Raw genomic sequence first — 23,889 nt, 5'->3', positions numbered from 1 at the left:
TCCAGCCTTGCCTACAGCTATATAGAAGAAACCACCCGTTACCCGCAGCGCCATACAGGCCGATGTCAGGTCCCAAGCCTGACTCACCAGTCAGTCACGGCGCTTTACCAGATCTATCGTGGTGGGTAACTTCTGCTGCACTTCAATACAAGGAATTGCGTCATGAGTGAGTTGATTTCCTACCATCTCGAAGACGGTATCGCGACCCTGACCTTGAGCAATGGCAAGGTCAATGCCATCTCCCCGGACGTGATTGCCGCTTTCAATGCCGCGCTGGATCAAGCAACGGCCGATCGCGCAGTGGTGATCATTACCGGTCAGCCAGGGATTCTTTCCGGTGGCTACGATCTCAAAGTGATGACTGCCGGCCCTAAAGAAGCCGTGGCGCTGGTGACCCTGGGTTCGACTCTGGCTCGCCGCCTGCTGTCCCACCCCTTCCCGGTGATCGTCGCCTGCCCCGGCCACGCTGTGGCCAAGGGCGCGTTCCTGCTGCTGTCGGCGGACTACCGTATCGGCGTCGACGGGCCATTCAGCATCGGCCTCAATGAAGTACAGATCGGCATGACCATGCACCACGCGGGGATCGAGCTGGCCCGTGACCGTCTGCGGCGCTCGGCCTTTCATCGCTCGGTGATCAATGGCGAGATGTTCGATCCCCAGAGTGCTGTGGATGCCGGCTTCCTCGACAAGGTGGTGAGCGCCGAGGAACTGCAAGGCGCCGCCCTGGCTGCCGCGCGTCAACTGAAGAAAATCAACATGCTGGCCCACAAGAACACCAAGCTTAAAGTGCGCAAGGCGCTGCTGGAGACTTTGGACAACGCCATCATCCAGGATCAGGAACACCTGGGCTAAAACACCTGCCTTCCCCGATCCAGCCCGACCTGCGTGTCGGGCTTTTTGCATTAGCCTGAACACCCAGCGCCCACCGCTCTAGACTGCTGCCAGCCATCGCAGTCGGAAACATGCCCTTAAACATCGCCCATCTCCCGGCTGAGAACGGTAATTGCCGAAAACAGTGCACATCCGTACACTGCGCCACCTTTTGTCCCCGGTGGGCCGTTTAGATGCTGTATCTGTTTCGTATGTCGTTGATGGGCCTGCACTTTATCCTGGCCGGCAGCCTGGGCCTGCTGCTGGGGCTGTGCCGCCCGTTCAACCCCGACAACAGCCGCCTGTGCGCCCGCCTCTACGCCTGGCCGGCGATGTGCATTCTGCGCCTGCGGGTCAAAGCCGAAGTCGGGCCACTGATGGACAAACCCGAGAGCTGCGTGATCATCGCCAACCACCAGTCCAACTACGACCTGTTCGTGTTCGGCAACGTGGTACCACGGCGCACCGTGTGCATCGGCAAGAAGAGCCTGAAATGGGTGCCTTTGTTCGGCCAACTGTTCTGGTTGGCGGGCAATGTTCTGATCGATCGCGGCAACCCGCACAAGGCCCGACGCTCGATGCTCACCACCACCCACACCCTGCAGCACAAGAACACCTCGATCTGGGTCTTCCCGGAGGGCACGCGCAACTTCGGCGAAGAACTGCTGCCCTTCAAGAAAGGCGCCTTCCAGATGGCCATCGCCGCCGGCGTGCCGATCGTGCCGGTGTGCGTCAGCAGCTACATCAAGCACATGCACCTGAACCGCTGGAACAGTGGCAAGATCCTTATCCGTTCGCTGCCGGCTATCCCCACGGCCGGGCTGACCATGGACGACATGCCCTTGCTGATTGCCCAGTGCCGCGAGCAGATGCGCGAGTGCATTGCCAACATGGATCGCCAACTGCAAGCGGCCTGAAGCTGCCGGCCCATCTGTGACGCCACCAAGCCCGCCTCGTGCGGGCTTTTATTTGTCGCCGAACTCAAGCTGCGCCAGTGACTCTGATGCTGCATTGCAGGCTAAGCTGCTGCTGATCTGTCATCGCCACCATTGATAAGAAGAAGTGAACCGCAACCATGGGTAGAGTTGTTGCTGCCGCCGTTTATAGCGGCGGGAAGAAAGTCGCTGATATCAGCCTCGACGAAGGGGCTGCCTGGGCCGCAAAACCCGGCCACTTCGTCTGGATCGGCCTGGAAGAACCCAATGCCCACGAGCTGGCCAATCTGCAGCGCCAGTTCAACCTGCACGAACTGGCCATTGAGGACGCCCTGGAGAAACACAGTCGGCCCAAGCTGGAAACCTTCGGCGACGCACTGTTCATCGTCACCTACTCCCCCGTGCGGACCGACGGCAAGCTGGAGTTCATCGAAACCCACATCTTTGCCGGCAACGGTTACATCATCACCGCCCGCAACGGCCAATCGGCTTCCTACGGCTATGTCCGCCAGCGCTGCGAGGCGCGCCCACTGTTGCTCGAGCACGGCGAAGACTTCGTCCTCTATGCCTTGCTGGACTTCGTCACCGAGAACTACCAGCCGGTCAGCGAGGCCATCCACGGGGAAATCGACGAGCTGGAACGCAATGTGCTGAGCAACTCACTGAACGAGCGCGATATCCAGAACCTTCACGGCCTGCGCCGCGACGTGCTGCGCCTGCGCCGTTATGTGGCGCCCATGGTGGAGATCAGCGAGGAGTTGCAGAAGCTCAGCTTTCCGTTCATCGACAAGAACATGCGCCCGTACTTCCGTGATGTGCAGATTCATGTCACTCGGCAGATGGAAGACCTGTCGACCCTGCGCGACATCGCCAGCCAGACCATCGAGATCGGCGTGCTGCTGGAGGCTTCCCGGCAAAGCATCGTGCAACGCAAGTTCGCCGCCTGGGCGGCGATCCTGGCGTTTCCAACAGCGGTAGCCGGGATCTACGGGATGAACTTCCAGAACATGCCGGAACTGAGCTGGCACTACGGCTACTTTGGGGTATTAGGCTTCATCAGTGTCGGCTGTGTCGGTCTCTGGGCCAGCTTCAAGCGCTCAGGCTGGCTCTGAGGGACGATGGCCCTGCCCTTGCGGCAGGGCCACAGGCGCACTCAGGCGGCTTCAGGCTTGTGAGCGACGAAGCGCATCATCCACTCCGCAACGGTGGTGCCGTGATGATCGTGCTCAAGGCTGGCCACGCCTTTCTGGTAGATCTGCTCGCCGAGAAACTCCTGGCGCAGATCCAGCAGGGCCCGGGAGTAATCGTGGATGAACTCGGGATGCCCCTGGAAGCACAGCACCTGGTCGTTGATGTGGTAGGCCGCGAAGGGGCAGAAATCGCTGGAGGCGATCACCGTGGCATTTTCCGGCAACGCGGTGACCTGGTCCTGGTGGCTGATCAACAGGGTCAGTTCCTCCACCACCGGGCTCATCCACGGGGCCTTGGCCGCCAACTTGTAGCTGTGGGTTCCCACGCCCCAGCCCTGAACCGCCCGCTCGCTCTTGCCCCCCAGGAGCAACGCCAGCAACTGATGACCAAAGCAGATGCCCAACAGCTTGTCGCCGCGCTCGTAGCGACCCAAAAGGTAGGTCCTGAGGGTTTCGATCCAGGGATCGGTACCGAAGGAATCGGCCTTGCTGCCCGTCACCAGATAGGCATCGAACTCCAGCTCATCGCCGGGATACTCGCCCTGGACCACGTTGTAGACACTGAACTGGGCGGCGATGGGCTGCTGGGAAAACAGACGCTGGAACATCTGCCCGTAACCCTGATATTGATCGACCAGTTCGGGACGCAGGATATCGGTTTCAAGAATGCAGATGCGTAGCGACATAAAAAATTCCTGACAAGGCGATGGCAATAATGAACACCCCAGAGCCTGCCTTGAAATACCACGGCAAGGCAAGCCCCGGGGCGGGTCATTTACTGCATGTCTGCGTCAGAACAACTGGCCCTGGCGGGCCTTTTCCAGAAGCAGCGTCGGCGGAGTGAAACGCTCGCCGTACTGCTCCGCCAGGTACTGCGCACGAGCGACGAAATCCTGCACCCCGTACTGATTGATGAACTGCAGGGCACCACCGCTCCAGGCCGCAAAACCGATACCAAAGATCGAGCCGATATTGGCGTCAGCGGTGGACTGCAACACGCCCTCCTCCACACAGCGCACGGTTTCGATGGCCTGGATGAACAGCAGGCGGTCGCGCACATCCTGGGGCGAGATCTGCCCGTCGGCCTTGTAGAAGCGCGTGTGCAATTGTGGCCACAGGTGCTTCTGGCCGCCGGCCGGGTAGTCGTAGAAGCCGCCTCCGGCAGCCTTGCCCGCTCGCTTGTATTCGTTGAGCAACAAATCGATCACGGCAAATGCCGGATGCTCGATGGCAGGCCGGCCTTCGGCCTGCAAGTCCTTGGTGGTCTGCAGGCGAATATGGCTCATCAGGCTCAGGGAAACCTCATCGGAGATTGCCAGCGGTCCGACGGGCATCCCGGCCTTGCGCGCCTCGGCTTCGATCATCGGGGCCGCGATGCCTTCGCCCAGCATGGCGATGCCTTCGTTGGTAAACGTACCGAACACCCGGGAGGTGAAGAAACCGCGGCTGTCATTGACCACAATCGGGGTCTTCTTGATCTGCAGGACGAAGTCGAAACCTCGAGCCAGGGTTTCATCGCTGGTCTTCGCCCCTTTGATGATTTCCACCAGAGGCATTTTCTCCACCGGGCTGAAGAAATGCAGACCGATGAACTTGTCCGGATTGGGTACTGCGGTGGCCAGCCCGGTAATGGGCAAGGTGGAGGTGTTGGAGGCAATCACGGCGTCCGCGCCGACCACCTGCTGGGCAGCCCTGGACACCTTGGCCTTGAGTTCTCGATCCTCGAACACAGCTTCGATGATCAGGTCGCAGCCGGCCAGGTCGGTCTCTTCAGCCGTGGTGAGAATCCGCGCCAAGATTGCCTCGCGCTGCTCGTTGCTCATGTGTCCGCGCGCGACTTTTTTCTCCAGCAGCGCTGCCGCGTGGGCCTTGCCCTTCTGCGCCGCTTCGCGGCTTATATCCTTGAGCACCACCTCGATGCCTGCGACGGCACTGACGTAGGCAATCCCCGCGCCCATCATCCCGGCACCGAGTACCCCGAGTTTTTTCGTGGTCTGCGGCGCTATGCCTTGAGGACGTGAACCGCCGGCATTGATCTCGTTGAGCTGGAACCAGAAGGTGCCGATCATGTTCTTCGCCACCTGGCCGGTGGTCAGCTCGGTGAAGTAGCGGGTCTCGATCAGTTGCGCGGTGTCGAAGTCCACCTGGGCGCCTTCAACGGCAGCGCAGAGGATCTTCTCCGGTGCCGGGAAGCAGCCCTGGGTCTTGTTCCGCAGGATCGACGGGGCGATGGCCAGCATTTGCGCCACTTTCGGGTTCGCCGGCGAGCCTCCGGGAATCTGATGACCGCGCACATCCCAAGGTTGCCTGGCGGCCGGGTTGGCCTGAATCCAGGCCCGGGCCTTGGCCAGCAGGTCGTCGCGGTCTGTCGCCAGTTCATCGATCAGGCCAGCCTGCAGCGCCTGCTGCGCACGCACTTTCTTGCCCTCCAGCAAATAAGGCAAGGCCTTCTCCAGGCCCAGCATGCGCACCATGCGCACCACGCCACCGCCACCGGGCAGCAGGCCCAGGGTCACTTCCGGCAGACCGATCTGTAGCGACTTGTCGTCCAGTGCGATTCGGCGATGGCAGGCCAGACAGATCTCCCAGCCACCGCCCAGGGCGGCGCCGTTGATCGCGGCGACCACGGGCTTGCCCAGGGTCTCCAGGGCACGCAACTGGCCCTTGAGGGTCAGCACCATGTCGTAAAAGGCCTTGGCCTGCGGCTTGCCGACCTTGATCAGCTCATTGAGGTCACCACCGGCAAAGAAAGTCTTTTTCGCCGAGGTAATGATCACCCCGGCAATGGAATCCTGTTCGGCCTGCAGCCGGGCCACGGCAGTGGCCATGGCATCGCGGTACACCGCGTTCATGGTATTGGCGCTCTGGCCCGGCATATCGATGGTCAGGACAACGATCTGGTCCTGGCCCTTTTCGTAACGGATGGCATCGGTCATGAAGGAAATTCCTTGAAGTCGGGGCTCAGAGGCGTTCGATGATGGTGGCGATACCCATACCGCCGCCGACACACAGGGTGGCCAGGCCATAGCGCTGGCGCCGGACTTCCAGCTCGTCGAGCAAGGTGCCGAGAATTGCGCAACCGGTGGCGCCCAGTGGATGGCCCATGGCGATGGAGCCGCCGTTGACGTTGACCTTGGCCGGATCGATGGCCATGTCCTTGATGAACTTGAGCACCACCGAGGCAAAGGCTTCGTTGACCTCGAACAGGTCGATGTCCTCGACTCGCAGCCCGGCCTTGGCCAGGGCCTTGCGAGTGGCCGGTGCCGGGCCGGTAAGCATGATGGTGGGATCGGTGCTGGTCACCGCAGTGGCAACGATCCGCGCCCGGGGCTTGAGTCCCAGCTCCCGGCCCTTGGCTTGCGAGCCGATGAGCATCAGCGCCGCACCGTCGACGATTCCTGAGCTGTTGCCCGGGGTGTGCACATGGTTGATGCGTTCCACATGGCTGTAGACCCGCAGCGCAGTGGCGTCGAAGCCCATCTGCCCCATCATCTCGAAACTCGGCTTGAGGTTGCCCAGGCCTTCCAGGGTCGAATCGGCGCGAATGAATTCGTCATGGTCCAGCAGCACGATGCCGTTCTGGTCCTGAACCGGCACCAGAGACTTGCCGAAGGCACCGCTGGAGCGCGCACGGGCAGCCTTCTGCTGGGATTGCAGGGCAAAGCGGTCGACGTCCTCGCGGGAGAAACCTTCCAGGGTCGCAATCAGGTCGGCACCTATCCCCTGGGGCGTGAAATGACTGTGCATGTTGGTCTCTGGGTCCAGTACCCAGGCGCCGCCATCACTGCCCATGGGGACCCGCGACATGGACTCGACGCCACCGACCACCACCAGTTCCTCGAAGCCCGAGAGCACCTTCATCGCGCCCAGGTTGACCGCCTCCAGCCCCGAGGCGCAGAAGCGATTGATCTGCACCCCCGCCACGCTCACATCCCAGTCCGCTGCCTGGACGGCGGTCTTGGCGATATCGGCCCCTTGATCGCCGATGGGGGTCACGCAGCCCAGGACCACGTCGTCCACCTGGCTGGTGTCCAGCTCGCAACGTTGTTGCAGGGCCCGCAACAGGCCGGCTACCAGATTCACCGGTTTCACACTGTGCAAGGCGCCACCAGCCTTGCCTTTGCCACGGGGCGTGCGTAACGCATCGAATATCAAAGCTTGGGTCATGACGTCCTCGAACCGCTATCCAGGGGGGAAATGTCGAGCTCCCACATTAGGCGCGGCAGCGACGGATTCAATGACCGATGCGCTCAGCCGCCTTGACGGTGACGCTCAGACGAACGGTAGGCAGCTAAGCGATGCACCGATGAAGGGTCGCGAGCTGTCTAGCCAAAGGGCGGCCACCCGGTATGCAGGCGGATTTATAGCTTTTTCAGGAAGTGCAGCTATAACTTCATACGAATTGGATCTAAGCCAGAGGATTCAAGGCCCCTAAGGTAGAAACTGTAGGAAGTCCCAGACGGATTCTGCGCCGGGACAGATCAGAAAAAGGACACATAGCCGGCTCATCGTAAAAAGAACAGCGACCGGCGTGCATAGATGCTCAGGAATAACAACAAAAGGCATTCAGCCATGTTCAAACATTCGAAAGTACGCCAGGCGGGGCTCATTCTCTTTGCAACCACACTGCTGCTGATCTTGCCGAACCTCACCAAAGTGATCGGCTGATCTGTGGCTGCTCGACCAACGAGATAGAAAATCGCCCCCCGGTTCCTACCGGGGGACAGTTTTGCGTGCCAGTCTTCCCGAGGAACTGGAGGACGTTAACAGCATCGGTGCCGAGGGCTTGGCCCAGCAGTTGCGCAACGTGGTGCTGGCCCCCAACGCCACGGTGGTGAGCTAAAGCGACACTGGCCAGCATGCCCTGGAAGCCGAAGATACCCTGGTCAAACGCGACCATTTCGGTATCGTCAACGGCGGTAACCATGAAAAACTCCGGGCTGCCCTGTTCGACCATGTGTCGCAACCAGAGGATGTACTCCCCGGCGACGAACCCACTGACGACGATCCGATGGACATCAATTGAAAGCTCTCATCCTTTGCGCTGCTCTGTTGTCGAGCAGTCCGCTACACGCTGCGCAACTGCTGATCGACCTGGGCTCAGACAGCCGCACCTGGCAAACCGAAGAACTGCTCAAGCACCCCGAAGCCCGGGACATCCGCATCAAGGACGATGTGTCCTACAAGCGCGAGATGCAGTACCGAGCCGTGCCCATGGCGGCCCTGCTCAAGGGCCTCAAGGCCGAGGACCATCTGCAAGCCGTGGCTCTGGACGGCTTTGCCGCAGAGTTGAACGCCGCGCCCCTGCTCAATCGCAAGGGCGCCCAGGCCTGGCTGGCCATTGAGGCCCCTGACAAACCCTGGCCGTCACTGGCAGCGGACAAGCCCAGCGCCGGACCTTTCTACCTGGTATGGAGCAATCCTGCGGCCGGGCACATCAGCCCCGAGCAATGGCCGTTCCAGGTTGCACGCATTCAGCGCCTGGCGCCGGTGGCGGAGCGTTTCCCGGCCCTGGGCCCGGACCCGAAGCTGGCGGTCGATGATCCAGTCAACCAGGGGTTCGCCCTGTTTCAGAAAAACTGCCTGGCCTGCCACCGACTCAATGGCGCTGGCGACTCTCAGTTCGGACCGGACTTGAACATTCCCTATAACCCCACCGAGTATTTCGGCAGTGATTTTCTCAAGCGCTATATCCGCGATCCGCAAAGCCTGAGGCGCTGGCCCCAGGCGAAAATGCCTGGGTTCAGCAACAGCGTCCTGTCGGATGGGGAGCTGGAATTGTTGCTGGAGTACCTCCGGCATATGGCGGGGCGCAAGCAGATTCCTTGAGTCCCTTTCGCCAGCGAGCCGGCGCTTGCAGAAGTGACTGCTGCTTGCACCATCCTGGTATGCATGTGTTCGCCGGCACCGCCCCGGCGAAAGCCTCGGCCGCGCAGGTAGCCACATCCATTGCCCTCAATGTGTAGGCCATGAGCTGGTTAAGCCCTGCATCAGCTCGACCAGAGCGGCACGATCACAGCGCCTTGCGCATTGCTGACTGGCAAATTCACGCAACGCTTCATCAGCCTCGCTCAGGCGAGCACCTGCTGGCGCTCACTGTCGTGGGGCGTCAGGCTCAAGTAGTGGATGCTGGTTCGTACCGGATGCTGGTAGCGATAGGCGGTTGCGTGGCTGATGGAGAGTCTCACGCCGCCTCCAGGTAGGCACGGTGAATGGCATCGCCCAACTGGCGCACCCGGGGAATGAAGTCGGTGAGCCAGGCATGCAGGCCCTCGTCGAGAATTTCATCAATGCCGATGCAGCGCAGACGCGCATTCATCTGCGCCGCAAGACGCTGGGCCGGAAGCCCGTTGTCCCCTGGCAGGCTGGCGAGGATCTGGTCGATCTCTTCGGTGCAGGCGCGCAATGAGCGCGGCACGTCGGCATGCAACAGCAGCAACTGGGCGACATGCCGGGCTCCGGGAGCTTCGCGGTAGATCTCGGTATAGGCCTCGAAGGACGACAGGGCGCGAAGCAAGGCGCTCCATTGGTAATACGCACAGGCGGTACCGTCACCGACCGCATCAACCTGGTCGCCAGTCATCTCGTAGCGTGCATCCAGCAGGCGCAGGGTGTTGTCGGCCCGTTCGATAAAGGTGCCCAGGCGGATAAACCGGAAGGCATCGTTGCGCATGATGGTGCCGTAGGAGGCTCCGCGAAACAGGTGGTAGCGCTCCTTGATCCATTCGCAAAAGCGGTTTATGCCGTAGGTACTGAGACCTTGGCGGGCAATCTGTTGAATATCCAGCCAGGTGGCGTTGACGTTTTCCCACATATCGGCGGTGATCCGCCCGCGTACCGCGTGGGCACAGGCCCGGGCCGAACCCAGGCAACTATAGATACTGGCCGGATTGGCAGCATCCAGGGCAAAGAACTGCAACAGCCGCTCGGCAAGCAGCGTCTCATGGCGAGCCTGGTAGTCTTCAAGGGTGCCGGTGATCAACAGCGGCATGGCCAGTTCGTGCAGGCCGTCACCGTGCCCATCCTGGGGCATCAGCGACAGCGAATAGCTGACGTCGAGCATCCGCGCGAGGTTTTCCGCGCGCTCCAGATAACGGGACATCCAGTACAGGTCTGAAGCGGTTCGACTCAACATGGCAGGCGTCCTTAATCCTCCACTACCCAGGTGTCCTTGGTGCCGCCAACCTGGGAGGAGTTCACCACCAGGGAGCCTTCACGCAGGGCCACACGAGTAAGACCACCGGACACCACACGGGTTTCGCGATCGGCGAGGACAGGCCGCAACCTGGCGTGTCTACCCTCGCTGCGCGAAGCCGCTGCCCCTCCTTTGTACGTAATGGCCAGGCGCAGGTTTTGGCTATCACCAGCATAGTCAGAGTTGATTTCACCGCCGGGGGACACACGGGGATAATCGCCCCATCGAGCAAACACTTCACCAAGCCTGATGAAGTAGCTGCTGCAACCTTGATGACGCCGATGACAACCGGGTCCGGGCTCTCCCGACCGGTTCCCTCTCCTGACCGGTCTTCCCTTTTAGCCACCCTATCGGGTGGCTTTTTTTTGCCTTTGCGGCCCCTGAAAACACAATTGGCCGACCCGCAGGTCAGCCAATTGTCAGTCTCGATGCACACAACCTTAGCTATAACAGACGCCCACGGATCTCATGTTTCACCCCCCAGCCTTCAATGATACCGCCCAGGGGTTCGACCACTGCCTCGAAGTCCTGTTCAAAATCCCCGATGCCGCCATGGGTGGCGTACATCACCTTGCTCAACTCCAGATACCAGGCGCCGTCGTCACGCACGCTGACCTGGGCATTCAAGGATTCACCGCGAAACTGTCCTGCCGCCCTGCGTGCCCGCTCCTCATCCGGGAAAATGGCGTAGAACTCGATGGGATGGAATCGTGAAAAGTCAAAACCGCCTTCTTTCATGCGGCGCAACACACTGCTGCTGAGGTCTTCTTGAAAGGCTGTGCTCATGAAACGTCCTCCTCAAACCGATGGATAGACTTTCCGTGCTTCCCGACCCGCCGGCCAAAAGTGACCGACATCACGACCCGGGGCGGGTCGTCAGGAAACAAGCATGGAGCTGACAAGATCAGAGCTTAGCGAAGAATTCGCTGATCTCGTTTGCAGATTAGCGCCAACACCTGGACGACGCCAGAAATTGCTGTCGGAGCCCTCTCTGCTCTCATTACATCGGCGTAATGCTGAGAATCTGAATGCTGTTCTGCTCTTTCAAGCTCTTGAGGGTGGGGGCATCGGTGCGCCCATCCAGATCATTGAGATCCAGTTCGGCACTCACTGGCAGCAACCTGGCCCGGACCAATTGTGCGGCGCGTTCCAACGTCGGTTGCTGCTCGCAATCGAACTGCTCGACGGACTGGACGCCATGATCATCCACGAAAGTGACTTGCCACTTTTGCATCAACGCCTCCTTGATAGCCCCATGAGTGGACCTACAGCATCTCGACCTTGAGTGCGAAGCAAACGTTCCACAGTGCTGGCGGGGACAAACCAATAAAAAGACCGCCCGGAGGCGGCCTTGATGAATCCCGTGGACAATCAGCCGATTACGGCTTTTCGGCACGGGCCTTGAGCGCCTTCAAAGTATTGAAGGGCGCGTCCACCACGAACTTGTTGGCCAGCCAGGACGGCACGCTGCCACCCGGCTCGGTATGCACCTGGTAGGTCACTTCCACCTGATCGGCCCCTTTGGGCACAAACTTCCAGTAACCCTCAACCTGGGACACACGCACGAAGCCTTTCTCTTCGGGAATGTAGGTGGGCACGCCTTCCAGCTTACGGGTCAGACTGCCATCGGCGGCCTCGCTGGAGGTAATGTGCAGCACCGAGTCACGGGCAGTCACTGGCCAGGGGGTATTGAACTGAGTGTAGGTCCAGCTTTGATCGCCCTCATGCTTGAGCAGCTTCTGGCTCTTGCACTCATGAATCCAGGAGCAGGCACCGGCCACGTCTTCCTGCAGCGCGCGAAGCTTGGCGATGGAGGTCTTCATGGTGGTGACGCCGCGATAGGCCTTGTATTTGGAACCGGCCACTTCACTCAAGGAAATCTTGATGCCGTCTTCATCCTTGGCCGTTTGCCAATCTTCGGCGTGGGCCGTTGCCGACAGCAGCACGGTTAAACCACAGAGCACAGCAATTCGATGCAGCGAACCCATTGTCTTATTCCTTATTGTTGAAGTTCCGTTCATTAAAACTAAGCAGCCGTCACTTGTTCCCACCAACCGAGCAAACGGATGGCGTCTTCTCGACTTTCGCCACACACCTCAGGGTCCGCCTGAAATGCCCCACAAACCGCTGGCCGCTCCGGCCTGCCGAAAAGACCGCACAGGTGTTCGACAGAAAGGTGCAGGCAACGTTCTCCCGCCGGCTTGCCATTGGGCATTCCGGGAATCGGCGTACTGATAGAAGGGGCAATGCAGCAAGCGCCACAACCTTCACGGCAGTTCATGACGAAAAGCTCCTCGCGACAAGCATAGTGTTGAATGAGGCCGGACAAGAGTAACCGCTAAAACAGCCGTTTAAAATTACTCAAAGAACGGATTTGACGCACAACCGTGCGTGACTGATCAGTCTCCGACAAAGTGCCGGTCAACTCGGTCACAGAGTGGTTGATGAATTTACTGCTTGAACTCGAAATCCAGGGCAGCACCCTCGATATCCCGACGCTCCTCGTTGCGTAACTGCAGCTGCATTTCGTTGCTGAGCAATCGACCGTTGAGTTGGAACGGACTGCTGTCCTTGGGCTTCTCGCCAAACATCTGCGGCAGCAGAGGCTCGCGCTTGGGCAGCGGCAGCGCTCCCACAGGCTGCAAGTGCTTGACCATTTCCGGTGGCAGGCTCAAGTCGAGCTTGGGGCTGGCCAGAGGTGTGTTGATATCTTGATAGGCCCACTTGGACTTGGCCTTCTTGGGCGCAGGCTTGGTCTTTTTCTTGGGCTGGGCTTTGCTGGCATTGGCGGACGGCTTGGTCTTGCTCGCTGGCGCCTGCTTGGTGCTGGAGGCCTTGCTTGAATGAGTAACGCTGGCAGCCGGTTTATCCGGGGTCGAGGCCGCCTGGACAGGCGCCGCAACGACTCCCAAGAGGCAGGCACTCAACCAGATGGCAGGAAAAAAGGCTTTCATAAAGGCAGGTAGATCGACAAAAGGTGCCCTATGCTCGCTTGTTGCAAGCCCCATGACAAGCATGGGACCGCACTGTCTAGAATCCGCCGGACGCTTCTTGGCATAACTGACTGGCGAGCATGCCCAGGGTCATCAAGGCTCGCTCGGCCTCGCGGTTCCAAGGTGTCCCGCAATTCAGGCGCACGCAGTGGTTGAACTGTTCGGTGTTACTGAAGATCAACCCCGGAGCGATGCTGATGCCCTGCTGCAAAGCCCGCACGTGCAGTTCCTGGGTGTTGACCCGTCCCGGCAGGCTGACCCAGAGAATGAACCCGCCGTTGGGCCGGGTAATCTGCGTACCTTCCGGAAAATGCTGCTGCACCGCCAGTTGAAAGGCGCTGAGGTTCTTGCGGTATTCCTGGCGGATGTAGCGCAAATGACGGTCATAACCACCGTTCTCCAGATACGCCGCAACCCCCATCTGCGTCACGCTACACGCAGAATGGGTACTGAAGGTCTGCAGGCGCTGGATCTCCTGCTGATACTTGCCAGCAATCATCCAGCCGATACGCACTCCCGGCGATAGGGTCTTGGAGAAGCTTGAGCAGTAGATCACCCGGTCCAGGCGGTCATAGGCCTTGAGGGCCTTGGTGCGCCCCACTTCGAACATCAACTCGCCGTAGATATCGTCCTCGACCACCTGGATATCGAAGTCCGAAGCCAGGCGCAGCAGTTGCTTCTGCCGCTCCTCCGGCATGGTTCCACCCAGGGGGTTGCTCAGGCGCGTAGTCAGTACCAGGGCCTTGATCGACCATTGGTTGGCCGCCAGCTGCAGGGCCTCAAGGCTCATGCCCGTAGAGGGGTCGCTGGGAATCTCGATGACCTTGAGCCCCAGCAGGTCCGCCAGTTGCAGCAGCCCGTAATAGGTCGGCGATTCCGCGGCGATCAGATCACCCGGCCGGGTCAGGACCCTTAGGGACATCTGCAAGGCATCGACGCATCCGTGGGTAATCACCACTTCCGAAGGGTCGACCACGACCCCGGCATCGCGCATGCGAATCGCCACCTGACGCCGCAAGGGCTCGAATCCCGGGCTGAACATATAGCTGAACGCCCGCGGACTGTGAAAACGCGTGACCTTGGCCAATTGCTGGTGCAGCGCCCGCACCGGCAAATAGTCAACGCTGGGCACTGCCGCCCCCAGGGGAAACACTCCCTCGCGACGGGACTCCACCAGCACCTGCTGAATAATGCTGCTGCGCGTGACCAGTCCTGGACGTTCGACCCGGGCAATATCCGGGGTCGGCGCGGTCAGAGCCGGGGTCTGGTGCACGTAGTAACCCGATTGGGGACGCGCGCGGATAAGCCCCTGATCTTCCAGATTGGCGTAGGCCTGGAGCACCGTGGCGTGGCTGACATTGAGCTGCGAGCTCATCTTGCGCACCGACGGTACGCGCTCCCCCGGCTGGTAGACACCACGGCGAATATCCTCAGCCAGTTGCTGAGCGATACGTTGATAGAGCAAGAGATTGGTCATGGCGCAGCACTCGATTTCACGGCGTTTTATTCTTGTGTGAAACAATACCGGCACAGTTTAGAAGTGTACTGGGACAGTTTCTACAATAGTCGAGGACACAGGGCAGTGAAAAGTAGAACTGTCGAGTTTTTGCGACACCCTCAGACATAAAAAAACCCAACGCTTGCGAGGCGTCGGGCTTTTCAGGGGCAAAAGGATCAGTGTTTCAGCGAGCAGCGCCGAGTTGGCCCTTGTCGTCGGAGAAGACGATTTCCACCCGACGGTTCTGCGCCCGGCCCCGCTCGGAGGCATTGGCTTCCACTGGGTACTCGTCACCATAGCCCTGGACATGGACACGCTTTTCGTCGATTCCCAGGTCCACCAGCACATCGGCCACCGCCTGGGCACGATCGCGAGACAGCTGCAGGTTGCTCTGACGCTCCCCGGTGTTATCGGTGTAGCCCTCGATGCGCACCACGCGCTTAGGGTTCAGCTGGAGGAACTGCACCACCTTGAGCACCGTGCGGTTCGCCGAACTCTTCAACTCGGCTTCACCGGTGTCGAACAGCACGTCTCCCAGAGTCATCACCAGACCACGATCGGTCTGGGTGGTGGCCAGGCTGATGATCTGCTCTTCGAGCCATTTGCCCTGCTGCTGCACACTCAGCAACTTGGCCTCACGCAGGGCCAGTTGCAGACGTTGACGCTCCAGCTCGAGCTTGGCCGCACGCTCCTGATTCAGCGCCTGTTCGGTGTGCTCACGGGCGATTTCGCTGTAACGACGGCTCAGGTAGGCATAGTGCTCCACGTCGCCACCGCTGCCCCAGTAGGTCGACAGACGATCAGCACGAGCCAGGGACTCACCCGCACGTATCACGTCCTTGGGCGCGATACGCAGCACATTGGAGTCTTCCTTGACCTTCTGGAAGTCGTTGCCGGCTTGCTGCAAGGCTTCCTCACTGTGCTGGCCGGCGCATCCATAGAGACCGGCGCAGGCCAACAGCACAGCGCCGCCGAAGATACGGATAGAGAGGCTCATTGGGCGTCTCCCAACTGCTTGCGCAGGCGCGTAATGCGGGTATTGAGCACATTCACCTGCTCCTGGCTTTTCTGAGTCAGGACCTTGGCTTCTGCCAGACGCGCATCCAGTTCGGCCTGCTCGGCGCGCATCCGCGCCTTCTTGTACGACTCATCCTGCATATTGCCCTGGGCACGGGCGAACTTGTCTTCGGCCAGTTTCAACTCAGGCATGTCCTCGGCCGAAGCCCCCACGGCCTTGGCTTGTTCCAGGGCCTGGGCAGTAAGGCGCATCTGCTCGTTGGGCGCCGGATCGGTTGCACAACCCGCCAAGGCCAACAGGGCCAGGGCAGCGAAAAGAGGTCGAATAGTCACACGTGATTCCTACGGTTTTGGGCTGCTGACGGGTTGCTGCAACTGGGCCTTCCAGCGCTCCAGATTGCGCTGCAGCAAGGCCTCCGTCAGACCGGACGCGGGCAATTCTGTCATCTTTTTTGCCAACTGTCCGCGCAACCATGGATCATTGCAGGCGGAGTTGTGGGACAAGGCCAGGAACAGCCCCGGTTTGTCGACAGGCTGGGGAAAGGACACCAGATCCGCCGCCATCCCCAAGGACTGGGCCATGGCCATGCCCGCGTAACGCGGCGCCAGAACATAGTCCACTTCCCCCAGGAGCAAGGTCTGGAAAACCTGGGTCAGATTCGGTAAAGGCTTGAGTTGCAGATGCTCCTTGGCCATAGCCTGAAAGGGCTGGGTCAGCCTGGCCTTTTCCGATACCGCGCCGGGATGGCCGACAAGATCCAACGGCTGGTTGTAGCTCAGGGTGGAGTCCTTGCGGGTCCACACCAGGTAGTCGTTCTGCACCAGGGCCGGATGGATGTAGTCCAGGGACTCCAGTTCGTTCAAGGTCAGGGGCGCGTCGGCTAGCAGATCCATGCGCCCACTGCGCACTTCATCCAAGGCCTCGGAACGTTTGCCGGCGTACAGCAACTCGATCTTGAGCCCCAACTCTCCCGCCACCTGCTGCAATAGATCGGCACTGGCCCCTATCAGGTGCTTGGGATTCTGCGGATCGCGCCACAGGTAGGGTGGTGCATCCGGGCTGCCGGTGACCACCAGGCGTTCGCACTTGCCCGCAGCCATCGACAGCGATGGCAACAACGCCAGACCCAACAGCGCTGACCAGCCCCTCATGCGGCGCAGATCCATGGCGAAATTCTCCCCAACAAAAAACAGACAAAAAAAAGCCCGGCCAAAGGGCCGGGCTCTTTATAAGTGAAGCCGCCGGATTAGACCAGCTTCTCCAACTCAGGTACGGCTTCGAACAAGTCCGCCACCAGACCGTAGTCGGCCACCTGGAAGATCGGAGCTTCTTCGTCCTTGTTGATCGCAACGATCACCTTGGAATCCTTCATGCCTGCCAGGTGCTGGATCGCGCCGGAGATACCGACGGCGATGTACAGCTGTGGCGCGACGATCTTGCCGGTCTGGCCGACCTGCATGTCGTTGGGCACGAAGCCTGCGTCCACGGCTGCGCGGGAGGCGCCGACCGCTGCGCCAAGCTTGTCGGCCAGGGCGTACAGGTGCTTGAAGTTGTCACCGTTCTGCATGCCACGGCCGCCGGAAACGACGATCTTGGCAGCGGTGAGTTCAGGACGATCGGACTTGGCCAGTTCTTCGCCAACGAAGCTCGACTTGCCGGCATCGTGAGCAGCGCCAACGGCTTCAACCGCAGCCGAACCACCTTCAGCAGCAACGGCGTCGAAGCCGGTAGCCCGCACGGTGATGACTTTCACGGCAGCCGAGGACTGCACGGTAGCGATGGCGTTACCGGCATAGATCGGACGCTTGAAGGTGTCAGCGCTTTCTACCGAGATGATCTCGGATATCTGGTCAACGTCCAGCTGAGCGGCAACCCGCGGCAGGATGTTCTTACCGTTGGAGGTAGCGGCAGCCAGGATGTGGCTGTAGCCAGCACCCAGCTCGGCCACCAGCGGCGCAACGTTTTCCGGCAGTTGGTGAGCGTAGGCGGCATTGTCCGCCACCAGCACTTTGGCCACGCCAGCGATTTTTGCAGCGGCTTCGGCCACAGCGCCAACGCCCTGGCCGGCTACCAGTACATGAACGTCACCACCGATTTTGGCGGCGGCGGCAACGGTGTTCAGGGTGGCCGGAGCCAGCGCCTTGTTATCGTGTTCGGCGATTACCAAGATAGTCATGATCAGATTACCTTCGCTTCGTTTTTCAGTTTCTCGACCAGTTCAGCCACCGACTTGACCTTGATACCTGCGCTGCGTGCAGCCGGCGCTTCGACTTTCAGGGTCTTGTTAGTGGAGGCGGTGGAAACACCCAAAGCATCAGGAGTCAGCGTTTCAAGCGGCTTCTTCTTGGCTTTCATGATGTTTGGCAGAGACGCATAGCGCGGCTCGTTCAGACGCAGGTCGGTGGTGACGATGGCTGGCAGGTTCAGCGCAACGGTCTGCAGGCCGCCGTCGATTTCGCGAGTGACGTTGACCTTGTCGCCGGACACTTCGACCTTGGAGGCGAAGGTGCCTTGAGCGTAACCGCTCAGGGCCGCCAGCATCTGGCCGGTCTGGTTGTTGTCGCTATCGATGGCCTGTTTGCCGAGGATAACCAGATGTGGCTGCTCCTTGTCGACCACAGCCTTGAGCAGCTTGGCCACAGCCAGGGAGTTCAACTCTTCAGCGGACTCGACGAGGATTGCGCGATCGGCACCCAGTGCCAGGGCGGTACGCAGTTGCTCTTGAGCAGTAGCAGGACCGATGGAGACGACGACGATTTCAGTCGCTACACCTTTCTCTTTCAGGCGTACGGCTTCTTCCACTGCGATTTCGCAGAAAGGGTTCATCGACATCTTGACGTTGGCGAGGTCGACGCCGGAGTTGTCCGCTTTGACGCGAACCTTGACGTTATAGTCGACCACTCGTTTGACAGCTACAAGAACCTTCATGGATTCCTCGTTACTCTCCGGTGAAAAGAAAGTCGCCTAGGCGAGAACCTGGCGGTTGATGCTCATCGGCACAAGGGCACCTCCAAAAACGCTGGCGTACATCAGGTTGACCTTGCTCACGGGGTGATGACCGTTCGTCAGTGGTGACCGACGAGTCATTCATTATCGCGGCGTGTAGACTGCGCACTTTCAAGTTGCGCGGTGCGTCACCTTTATTGCCTTTGCCCTGTCTTTAGAGGTGCTCTTGAAACCAACAGTCAGCCTACGGCGAGCGCAAAACCGACCGTATCTTGACCGGAACGCCTTTTCCGGTCAATACGGCAAAATAGCCGTTTATAAGCCGCGCTTCTTTGATTTATCTGGGCTGCGGCAAATTCAAACAAACGTTTGTATTGGACGCTGAGAGTGGTGTAGATATAATGCGCCGCCCAGAGAGAAAGGTCGGCCATCCTCCCCTTCTCCCCCCATTTGTAATGGGAGAAAGCGCGGATGCAACGCCAAACCTCCAATTAGAAAAAACCGTTGAGCCTTGAGTAGGAGATAGCCTAGTGGAACGCGAATACATGGAATTCGACGTGGTCATCGTCGGTGCCGGCCCCGCAGGCTTGTCCGCCGCTTGCCGCCTTAAGCAGAAGGCCGCTGAAGCCGGTAAGGAAATCAGCGTCTGCGTGGTTGAAAAAGGCTCCGAAGTCGGTGCTCACATCCTTTCCGGTGCCGTGTTCGAGCCTCGGGCCCTGAATGAACTGTTCCCGGACTGGAAGGAACTGGGCGCCCCGCTCAACACTCCGGTGACCCGCGACGACATTTATGTCCTGCGTAGCGGCGACACTTCCACCAAGGTTCCAGACTTCTTTGTGCCCAAGACCATGCACAACGAAGGCAACTACATCATTTCCCTGGGCAACCTGTGCCGCTGGCTGGCCCAGCAGGCCGAGAACCTGGGCGTGGAAATCTACCCGGGCTTCGCCGCTCAGGAAGCCCTGATCGACGAAAACGGCGTGGTCCGCGGGATCATCACCGGTGACCTGGGTGTCGACCGTGAAGGACAGCCGAAAGATGGCCTCTACACCCCAGGCATGGAACTGCGCGGCAAGTACACCCTGTTCGCCGAAGGCTGCCGCGGCCATATCGGCAAGCAACTGATCAAGCGCTTCAACCTGGACAGCGACGCCGACGCCCAGCACTACGGCATCGGCCTCAAGGAAATCTGGGAAATCGATCCGGCCAAGCACCAACCGGGCCTGGTGGTCCACACCGCCGGCTGGCCGCTGGACATCATGAGCAACGAGAACACCGGCGGTTCCTTCCTCTACCACCTGGAAAACAACCAGGTCGTGGTGGGCCTGATCGTCGACCTGTCCTATGCCAACACCTACCTGTCGCCGTTCGACGAATTCCAGCGCCTCAAGCATCACCCGGTGCTCAAGCAGTACCTGGAAGGCGGCAAACGCATCAGCTACGGCGCCCGTGCACTGGCCAAGGGCGGTATCAATTCGCTGCCGAAGATGGTCTTCAAGGGCGGCGCTTTGATCGGCTGCGACCTGGGCACCATGAACGTGGCCAAGATCAAGGGCAGCCACACCGCCATGAAGTCCGGCATGCTCGCCGCCGATGCCGTGGCCGACTCGCTGTTCGCCGGCTCCGAAGGTGCCGATGAGCTGAAGAGCTACGTCGACTCCTTCAAATCCAGCTGGCTGTATGAAGAGCTGTTCGCCAGCCGCAACTTCGGTCCGGCCATGCACAAGTTCGGTCCGATCATCGGCGCCGGCTTCAACTGGATGGATCAGAACATCTTCGGTGGCAAGCTGCCCTTCACCCTGCACGACACCAAGCCGGACTACGCCTGCCTGAAGCTGGCCAAGGACTGCGCGAAGATCGACTACCCCAAACCCGACGGCAAACTCAGCTTCGACAAACTGAGCTCGGTGTTCATCTCCGGTACCAACCATGAAGAAGAACAGCCTTGCCACCTCAAGCTGACCGACCCGAGCATCCCTCTGGGCCGCAACCTGCCGCTGTACGACGAGCCTGCTCAGCGTTACTGCCCAGCCGGCGTGTATGAAGTGATCACCCAGGAAGACGGCGAGAAGCGCTTCCAGATCAACGCCCAGAACTGCGTGCACTGCAAGACCTGCGATATCAAGGACCCGGCCCAGAACATCACCTGGGTCACTCCGGAAGGTGCCGGCGGCCCGACTTACCCGAACATGTAAGTCGCCGCGGTACACAAGAGGCCCCCTTTATGGGGGCCTTTTTCATGCCCGGGATTTGCCGGCACAGCCTCCGGCAGGAGCCGACTTGTCGGCGAAGAGCCCCTCAAGCCTTGCACCGACCCAAAGGCGTCGTCGCTGGCAAGCCAGCGCCTACGAACAGCATCTACAGAGCTACGGCCCGCTCATCCCCGGGATTACGCTCAAAGTAGCGTTTGTACTCGCGACTGAACTGCGAGGTGCTCTGGTAACCCACCCGATGCGCTACCTGGGCCACACCCAGCCCTTCTCCCACCAGCAACTGCTGGGCCTTGAGCAACCGCAGGCGCTTGAGGTACTGCACTGGCGACAGCAGGGTGCTGCGCTTGAAATGCTCGTGGAAGGTCGAAGTGCTCATGTTGGCGCAACGGGCCAGGGTCTCGACGCTCAACGGCTCGGTGTAATGCTCGTGCAGATGATTGAGCGAAGCCGCGACCCGCGCGAACTGCCCCTGCTGCTCCACCAGTGCCCGCAACGCATCGGCCTGAGGCCCGCGCAGGGCAGCAAAGAGCAGCTCGCGCACCCTGGACGCCCCCATGACCTTGCACTCCAGAGGATCGAGCAGGCAATGCAGCAGGCGCTCCACGCAACCACGCATGACGTCGTCAAGCACCGCCGAGGTCATCGATTCCAGGGTTTGCGCCGAAGCCGCCCGGCCTTCGGCGATCCCCATGGCCAGCACCAGCTCGCTCAGGACTGCCCGGTCGATGGCAATGGAAATCCCCAGCAGCGGTGCATCGGGCAAGGCGAAGGTTTCGCACTCGAAGGGCACCGACAAGGCCTGAATCAGGTAGTGCCCGGCGCCGTATTCCAGGGTCCGCGTGCCCAGGTAGGCCAGTTTGCTGCCCTGGACAATGATCATCAGGCTCGGTTCATAGATCTGTGGACCTCGCGCCACATCACAGCTGGCCCGCAGCACCTGCACCCCAGGCAAGGCGGTGGCAACGAAACCATCTCGGCTGGCAAGGGGCTGGATCAGCGAAACCAGGGTGGCATTGGCGTCAAGGTGACGGGTCAGCAGCATGCAGAAAACTTCACGAAAAAAGGGATGAAAACATCATCGCAGGTCTGCTGGCCAATGCCGCGCAAAAACCGCCAATACCGGAGGAATAGGCATGACATGCCGAGGAATCGCCATGGCCGCCCTCAGGCTCGACGCCGAGAATGCACCGCCTCACTTGTCAGCGCTTTTGCGAGGTTCTTCATGTACACCGCCATCGGTTATGCCGCCCAATCGGCCACCACTCCCCTCGCCCCCATGAGCTTCCAGCGCCGCAGCCCACGCGCGGACGACGTCGCCATCGAGATCCTCTACTGCGGCGTCTGCCACTCCGACATCCACCAGGCCCGCAACGAATGGGGCATCGCCGTGTACCCGCTGATGCCGGGCCACGAGATCGTCGGCAAGGTCACCGCCGTCGGCGCCAACGTCAGCAAGCACAAGGTCGGCGACCTGGTGGGCGTCGGCTGCATGGTGGACTCCTGCCGCCATTGCGAAGCCTGTGCTGCGAACCTGGAACAGTACTGCCTGGAAGGTCCGACCATGACCTACGCCACCCCGGATCGGGTCGATGGCAGCAACACCATGGGCGGCTACTCCGACAGCATCGTGGTCAGCGAGCACTTTGTCGTGCGCATCCCGGAGAAACTCGACCTGGCCAGCGCAGCACCGATTCTCTGTGCCGGCATCACCACCTACTCGCCCCTCAAGCACTATGGCGTCAAGGCCGGCGACAAAGTGGGGATTCTCGGCATGGGCGGCCTGGGCCACATGGGCATCAAGTTCGCCAAGGCCCTGGGGGCCGAAGTGACCCTGTTCACCCGCTCGGCGAGCAAGGCCGAAGAAGCCCGCCGCCAAGGCGCGGAACGTGTGATCGTATCCACCGATGCGGCGCAGATGCAGTCGGTAGCCGGGCATTTCGACTTCCTCCTGGACACCATCCCGGTGCCCCACGACCTCAATCCCTACCTCGACACCCTGCGCTTTGACGGCGTGCACATCCTGGTGGGCCTGATCGAGCCGGTGGACCCGGCACTGCACGCCGGCAAGCTGGTGATGAGCCGTCGCGTACTGGCCGGATCGCTGATCGGCGGCATTGCCGAGACCCAGGAGGTGCTGGATTTCTGCGCCGAGCACGGCATCACCTGCGACATCGAGATGCTGGATATTCGTCAGATCAACCAGGCCTATGAGCGCATGATCAAAGGGGATGTGAAGTATCGCTTCGTGATCGACATGGCGACCTTGAAGCTCTGAATCTCGATGCCATGACGGCCCGGCTTGTCACGAGGAGGCGCTCCACGCAATACGCCTTCTCCGACAAGCCGGCTCCGGCACGGGCCAGCTGGCGCCAGCCCATGGGGGCTGTCGTCAGCCCCGGGCGAACGCCCGCAGCACTTCGCCGTCCATGCGGTACTTGACCCACTCCTCCTGAGGCTGGGCGCCCAGGGACTTGTAGAACTGGATCGCCGGTTCATTCCACTCCAGCACACTCCATTCGAAGCGTCCGCAATCGTTGTCACAGGCGATCTGCGCCAGATGCCGCAACAGTTGCTTGCCCGCCCCGCCACCGCGTTGTTCCGGGGTGATGTAGAGATCCTCCAGGTACAGACAGTTGCTGCCCAGCCAGGTGGAATAACTGAAGAAAAACACCGCAAAGCCAATCGGCACGCCGTCACGCAGGCAGATCAGGCCGTGGGCCGTAGCCCCCTCACTGAACAAGCTGCGCTCAATATCGGCGACGCCGGCAATCACTTCGTGACGAGCCCGCTCGTAGTCGGCGAGCTCAGTGATGAAAGCAAGAATCTGTGGGGCATCGCTGGGCAGTGCAGGACGGATTACGACGGTCATCGACGGTTCTCTAGGCAGAATCAGGTGGCCATATTAGAACGACAGCCGAAATACATGCACGGCCATTTACGCGCAAAGCTGATTCCCCGGCTCGCGGCTTACTCCGCTGTCGGCTAACCCTGAGGCCTGCAGGATCAGAACAAACAGCGCAGAAGGCCATGC

General features: G+C 60.4%; 24 protein-coding genes and 2 pseudogenes. 6 read left to right on the top strand and 20 right to left on the bottom strand.

Features of this window, described 5'->3' with window-relative positions:
• Positions 1-162 precede the first annotated feature (162 nt).
• From DWF74_RS25245 to DWF74_RS25235, 3 genes are all read left to right on the top strand, one after another.
• Positions 163-852, top strand: coding sequence for a crotonase/enoyl-CoA hydratase family protein (locus DWF74_RS25245; RefSeq protein WP_102878956.1), 690 nt, complete (start codon positions 163-165; stop codon positions 850-852).
• Positions 853-1,064: 212 nt separating this feature from the next.
• Positions 1,065-1,787 (top strand): lysophospholipid acyltransferase family protein, encoded by a 723-nt coding sequence (locus DWF74_RS25240; RefSeq protein ID WP_115581925.1) that lies wholly within the window; start codon positions 1,065-1,067, stop codon positions 1,785-1,787.
• 158 nt (positions 1,788-1,945) lie between these two features.
• Positions 1,946-2,917, top strand: a complete 972-nt coding sequence (locus DWF74_RS25235; RefSeq protein WP_102863875.1) for a magnesium and cobalt transport protein CorA — start codon at positions 1,946-1,948, stop codon at positions 2,915-2,917.
• A 41-nt stretch (positions 2,918-2,958) separates the two neighbouring features.
• Here DWF74_RS25235 and DWF74_RS25230 read toward each other — a convergent pair whose 3' ends face one another.
• From DWF74_RS25230 to DWF74_RS25220, 3 genes are all read right to left on the bottom strand, one after another.
• Positions 2,959-3,681, bottom strand: a complete 723-nt coding sequence (locus tag DWF74_RS25230; protein WP_102863876.1) for an amidotransferase — start codon at positions 3,679-3,681, stop codon at positions 2,959-2,961.
• A 105-nt stretch (positions 3,682-3,786) separates the two neighbouring features.
• Positions 3,787-5,931: a 3-hydroxyacyl-CoA dehydrogenase NAD-binding domain-containing protein gene (locus tag DWF74_RS25225; RefSeq protein WP_115581924.1), complete on the bottom strand. Its 2,145-nt coding sequence runs from the start codon at positions 5,929-5,931 to the stop codon at positions 3,787-3,789.
• Between the two features lie 25 nt (positions 5,932-5,956).
• Complete coding sequence (locus tag DWF74_RS25220; RefSeq protein WP_115581923.1) at positions 5,957-7,162, bottom strand: acetyl-CoA C-acetyltransferase; 1,206 nt, start codon at positions 7,160-7,162, stop codon at positions 5,957-5,959.
• An 855-nt stretch (positions 7,163-8,017) separates the two neighbouring features.
• Here DWF74_RS25220 and DWF74_RS25210 point away from each other — a divergent pair.
• Entirely contained in the window at positions 8,018-8,824 is an 807-nt protein-coding gene (locus tag DWF74_RS25210; RefSeq protein ID WP_115581922.1) for a c-type cytochrome, read from the top strand.
• Between the two features lie 82 nt (positions 8,825-8,906).
• Here DWF74_RS25210 and DWF74_RS30715 read toward each other — a convergent pair.
• From DWF74_RS30715 to DWF74_RS25135, 15 genes and pseudogenes are all read right to left on the bottom strand, one after another.
• Positions 8,907-9,183 (bottom strand): annotated as a pseudogene (locus DWF74_RS30715) (transglutaminase N-terminal domain-containing protein); the annotation flags it as partial.
• Positions 9,180-10,130, bottom strand: a complete 951-nt coding sequence (locus DWF74_RS25200) for an alpha-E domain-containing protein (protein ID WP_115581921.1) — start codon at positions 10,128-10,130, stop codon at positions 9,180-9,182. The pseudogene DWF74_RS30715 and the gene DWF74_RS25200, both read right to left, overlap by 4 nt.
• A gap of 11 nt (positions 10,131-10,141) precedes the next feature.
• A pseudogene (locus DWF74_RS25195) lies at positions 10,142-10,291 on the bottom strand (circularly permuted type 2 ATP-grasp protein); the annotation flags it as partial.
• A 343-nt stretch (positions 10,292-10,634) separates the two neighbouring features.
• On the bottom strand, positions 10,635-10,976 hold the full coding sequence (locus tag DWF74_RS25190) for a ribonuclease E inhibitor RraB (protein WP_115581920.1): 342 nt from the start codon (positions 10,974-10,976) through the stop codon (positions 10,635-10,637).
• Between the two features lie 214 nt (positions 10,977-11,190).
• On the bottom strand, positions 11,191-11,424 hold the full coding sequence (locus DWF74_RS25185; RefSeq protein ID WP_115581919.1) for a hypothetical protein: 234 nt from the start codon (positions 11,422-11,424) through the stop codon (positions 11,191-11,193).
• Between the two features lie 145 nt (positions 11,425-11,569).
• Positions 11,570-12,178, bottom strand: coding sequence for an START domain-containing protein (locus DWF74_RS25180; protein WP_102863884.1), 609 nt, complete (start codon positions 12,176-12,178; stop codon positions 11,570-11,572).
• A 38-nt stretch (positions 12,179-12,216) separates the two neighbouring features.
• Positions 12,217-12,471, bottom strand: coding sequence for a YkgJ family cysteine cluster protein (locus DWF74_RS25175; protein WP_102863885.1), 255 nt, complete (start codon positions 12,469-12,471; stop codon positions 12,217-12,219).
• 169 nt (positions 12,472-12,640) lie between these two features.
• Positions 12,641-13,144: a translation initiation factor 2 gene (locus DWF74_RS25170; RefSeq protein ID WP_102863886.1), complete on the bottom strand. Its 504-nt coding sequence runs from the start codon at positions 13,142-13,144 to the stop codon at positions 12,641-12,643.
• 76 nt (positions 13,145-13,220) lie between these two features.
• Positions 13,221-14,660, bottom strand: a complete 1,440-nt coding sequence (locus DWF74_RS25165) for a PLP-dependent aminotransferase family protein (RefSeq protein ID WP_102863887.1) — start codon at positions 14,658-14,660, stop codon at positions 13,221-13,223.
• Positions 14,661-14,865: 205 nt separating this feature from the next.
• Positions 14,866-15,678: an OmpA family protein gene (locus DWF74_RS25160; RefSeq protein ID WP_102863888.1), complete on the bottom strand. Its 813-nt coding sequence runs from the start codon at positions 15,676-15,678 to the stop codon at positions 14,866-14,868.
• Entirely contained in the window at positions 15,675-16,031 is a 357-nt protein-coding gene (locus DWF74_RS25155) for a DUF4398 domain-containing protein (protein ID WP_102863889.1), read from the bottom strand. The genes DWF74_RS25160 and DWF74_RS25155 overlap by 4 nt, the downstream gene beginning before the upstream one ends.
• Before the next feature lie 9 nt (positions 16,032-16,040).
• Complete coding sequence (locus DWF74_RS25150; protein ID WP_115581918.1) at positions 16,041-16,865, bottom strand: substrate-binding periplasmic protein; 825 nt, start codon at positions 16,863-16,865, stop codon at positions 16,041-16,043.
• An 80-nt stretch (positions 16,866-16,945) separates the two neighbouring features.
• On the bottom strand, positions 16,946-17,875 hold the full coding sequence (locus tag DWF74_RS25145; RefSeq protein WP_025128724.1) for an electron transfer flavoprotein subunit alpha/FixB family protein: 930 nt from the start codon (positions 17,873-17,875) through the stop codon (positions 16,946-16,948).
• 2 nt (positions 17,876-17,877) lie between these two features.
• The gene (locus tag DWF74_RS25140) at positions 17,878-18,627 is read right to left on the bottom strand and encodes an electron transfer flavoprotein subunit beta/FixA family protein (protein WP_115581917.1); all 750 of its coding nucleotides are present in this window, start codon (positions 18,625-18,627) and stop codon (positions 17,878-17,880) included.
• 257 nt (positions 18,628-18,884) lie between these two features.
• The gene (locus DWF74_RS25135) at positions 18,885-19,076 is read right to left on the bottom strand and encodes a hypothetical protein (RefSeq protein ID WP_102863892.1); all 192 of its coding nucleotides are present in this window, start codon (positions 19,074-19,076) and stop codon (positions 18,885-18,887) included.
• A gap of 99 nt (positions 19,077-19,175) precedes the next feature.
• Here DWF74_RS25135 and DWF74_RS25130 point away from each other — a divergent pair, with 99 nt between their 5' ends.
• Positions 19,176-20,840 carry an electron transfer flavoprotein-ubiquinone oxidoreductase gene (locus DWF74_RS25130; protein ID WP_102863893.1) on the top strand — a complete coding sequence of 555 codons (1,665 nt, stop codon included), beginning with the start codon at positions 19,176-19,178 and terminating at the stop codon, positions 20,838-20,840.
• A 163-nt stretch (positions 20,841-21,003) separates the two neighbouring features.
• On the opposite strand, the gene DWF74_RS25125 is transcribed toward DWF74_RS25130, so the two are convergent.
• Positions 21,004-21,900: an AraC family transcriptional regulator gene (locus DWF74_RS25125; protein ID WP_115581916.1), complete on the bottom strand. Its 897-nt coding sequence runs from the start codon at positions 21,898-21,900 to the stop codon at positions 21,004-21,006.
• A gap of 180 nt (positions 21,901-22,080) precedes the next feature.
• Between DWF74_RS25125 and DWF74_RS25120 the strand changes: the two genes are divergently transcribed.
• The gene (locus tag DWF74_RS25120; RefSeq protein WP_115581915.1) at positions 22,081-23,133 is read left to right on the top strand and encodes an NAD(P)-dependent alcohol dehydrogenase; all 1,053 of its coding nucleotides are present in this window, start codon (positions 22,081-22,083) and stop codon (positions 23,131-23,133) included.
• Positions 23,134-23,247: 114 nt separating this feature from the next.
• On the opposite strand, the gene DWF74_RS25115 is transcribed toward DWF74_RS25120, so the two are convergent.
• Positions 23,248-23,727, bottom strand: coding sequence for a GNAT family N-acetyltransferase (locus DWF74_RS25115; RefSeq protein WP_102863896.1), 480 nt, complete (start codon positions 23,725-23,727; stop codon positions 23,248-23,250).
• Positions 23,728-23,889: the final 162 nt, after the last annotated feature.

It is taken from the genome of Pseudomonas protegens, assembly GCF_003363755.1.
In the GTDB taxonomy this organism is placed as follows: domain Bacteria; phylum Pseudomonadota; class Gammaproteobacteria; order Pseudomonadales; family Pseudomonadaceae; genus Aquipseudomonas; species Aquipseudomonas danubii.
Note: the sequence above shows the minus strand (reverse complement) of the source record. Positions and strands in the feature narration are given on the sequence as shown.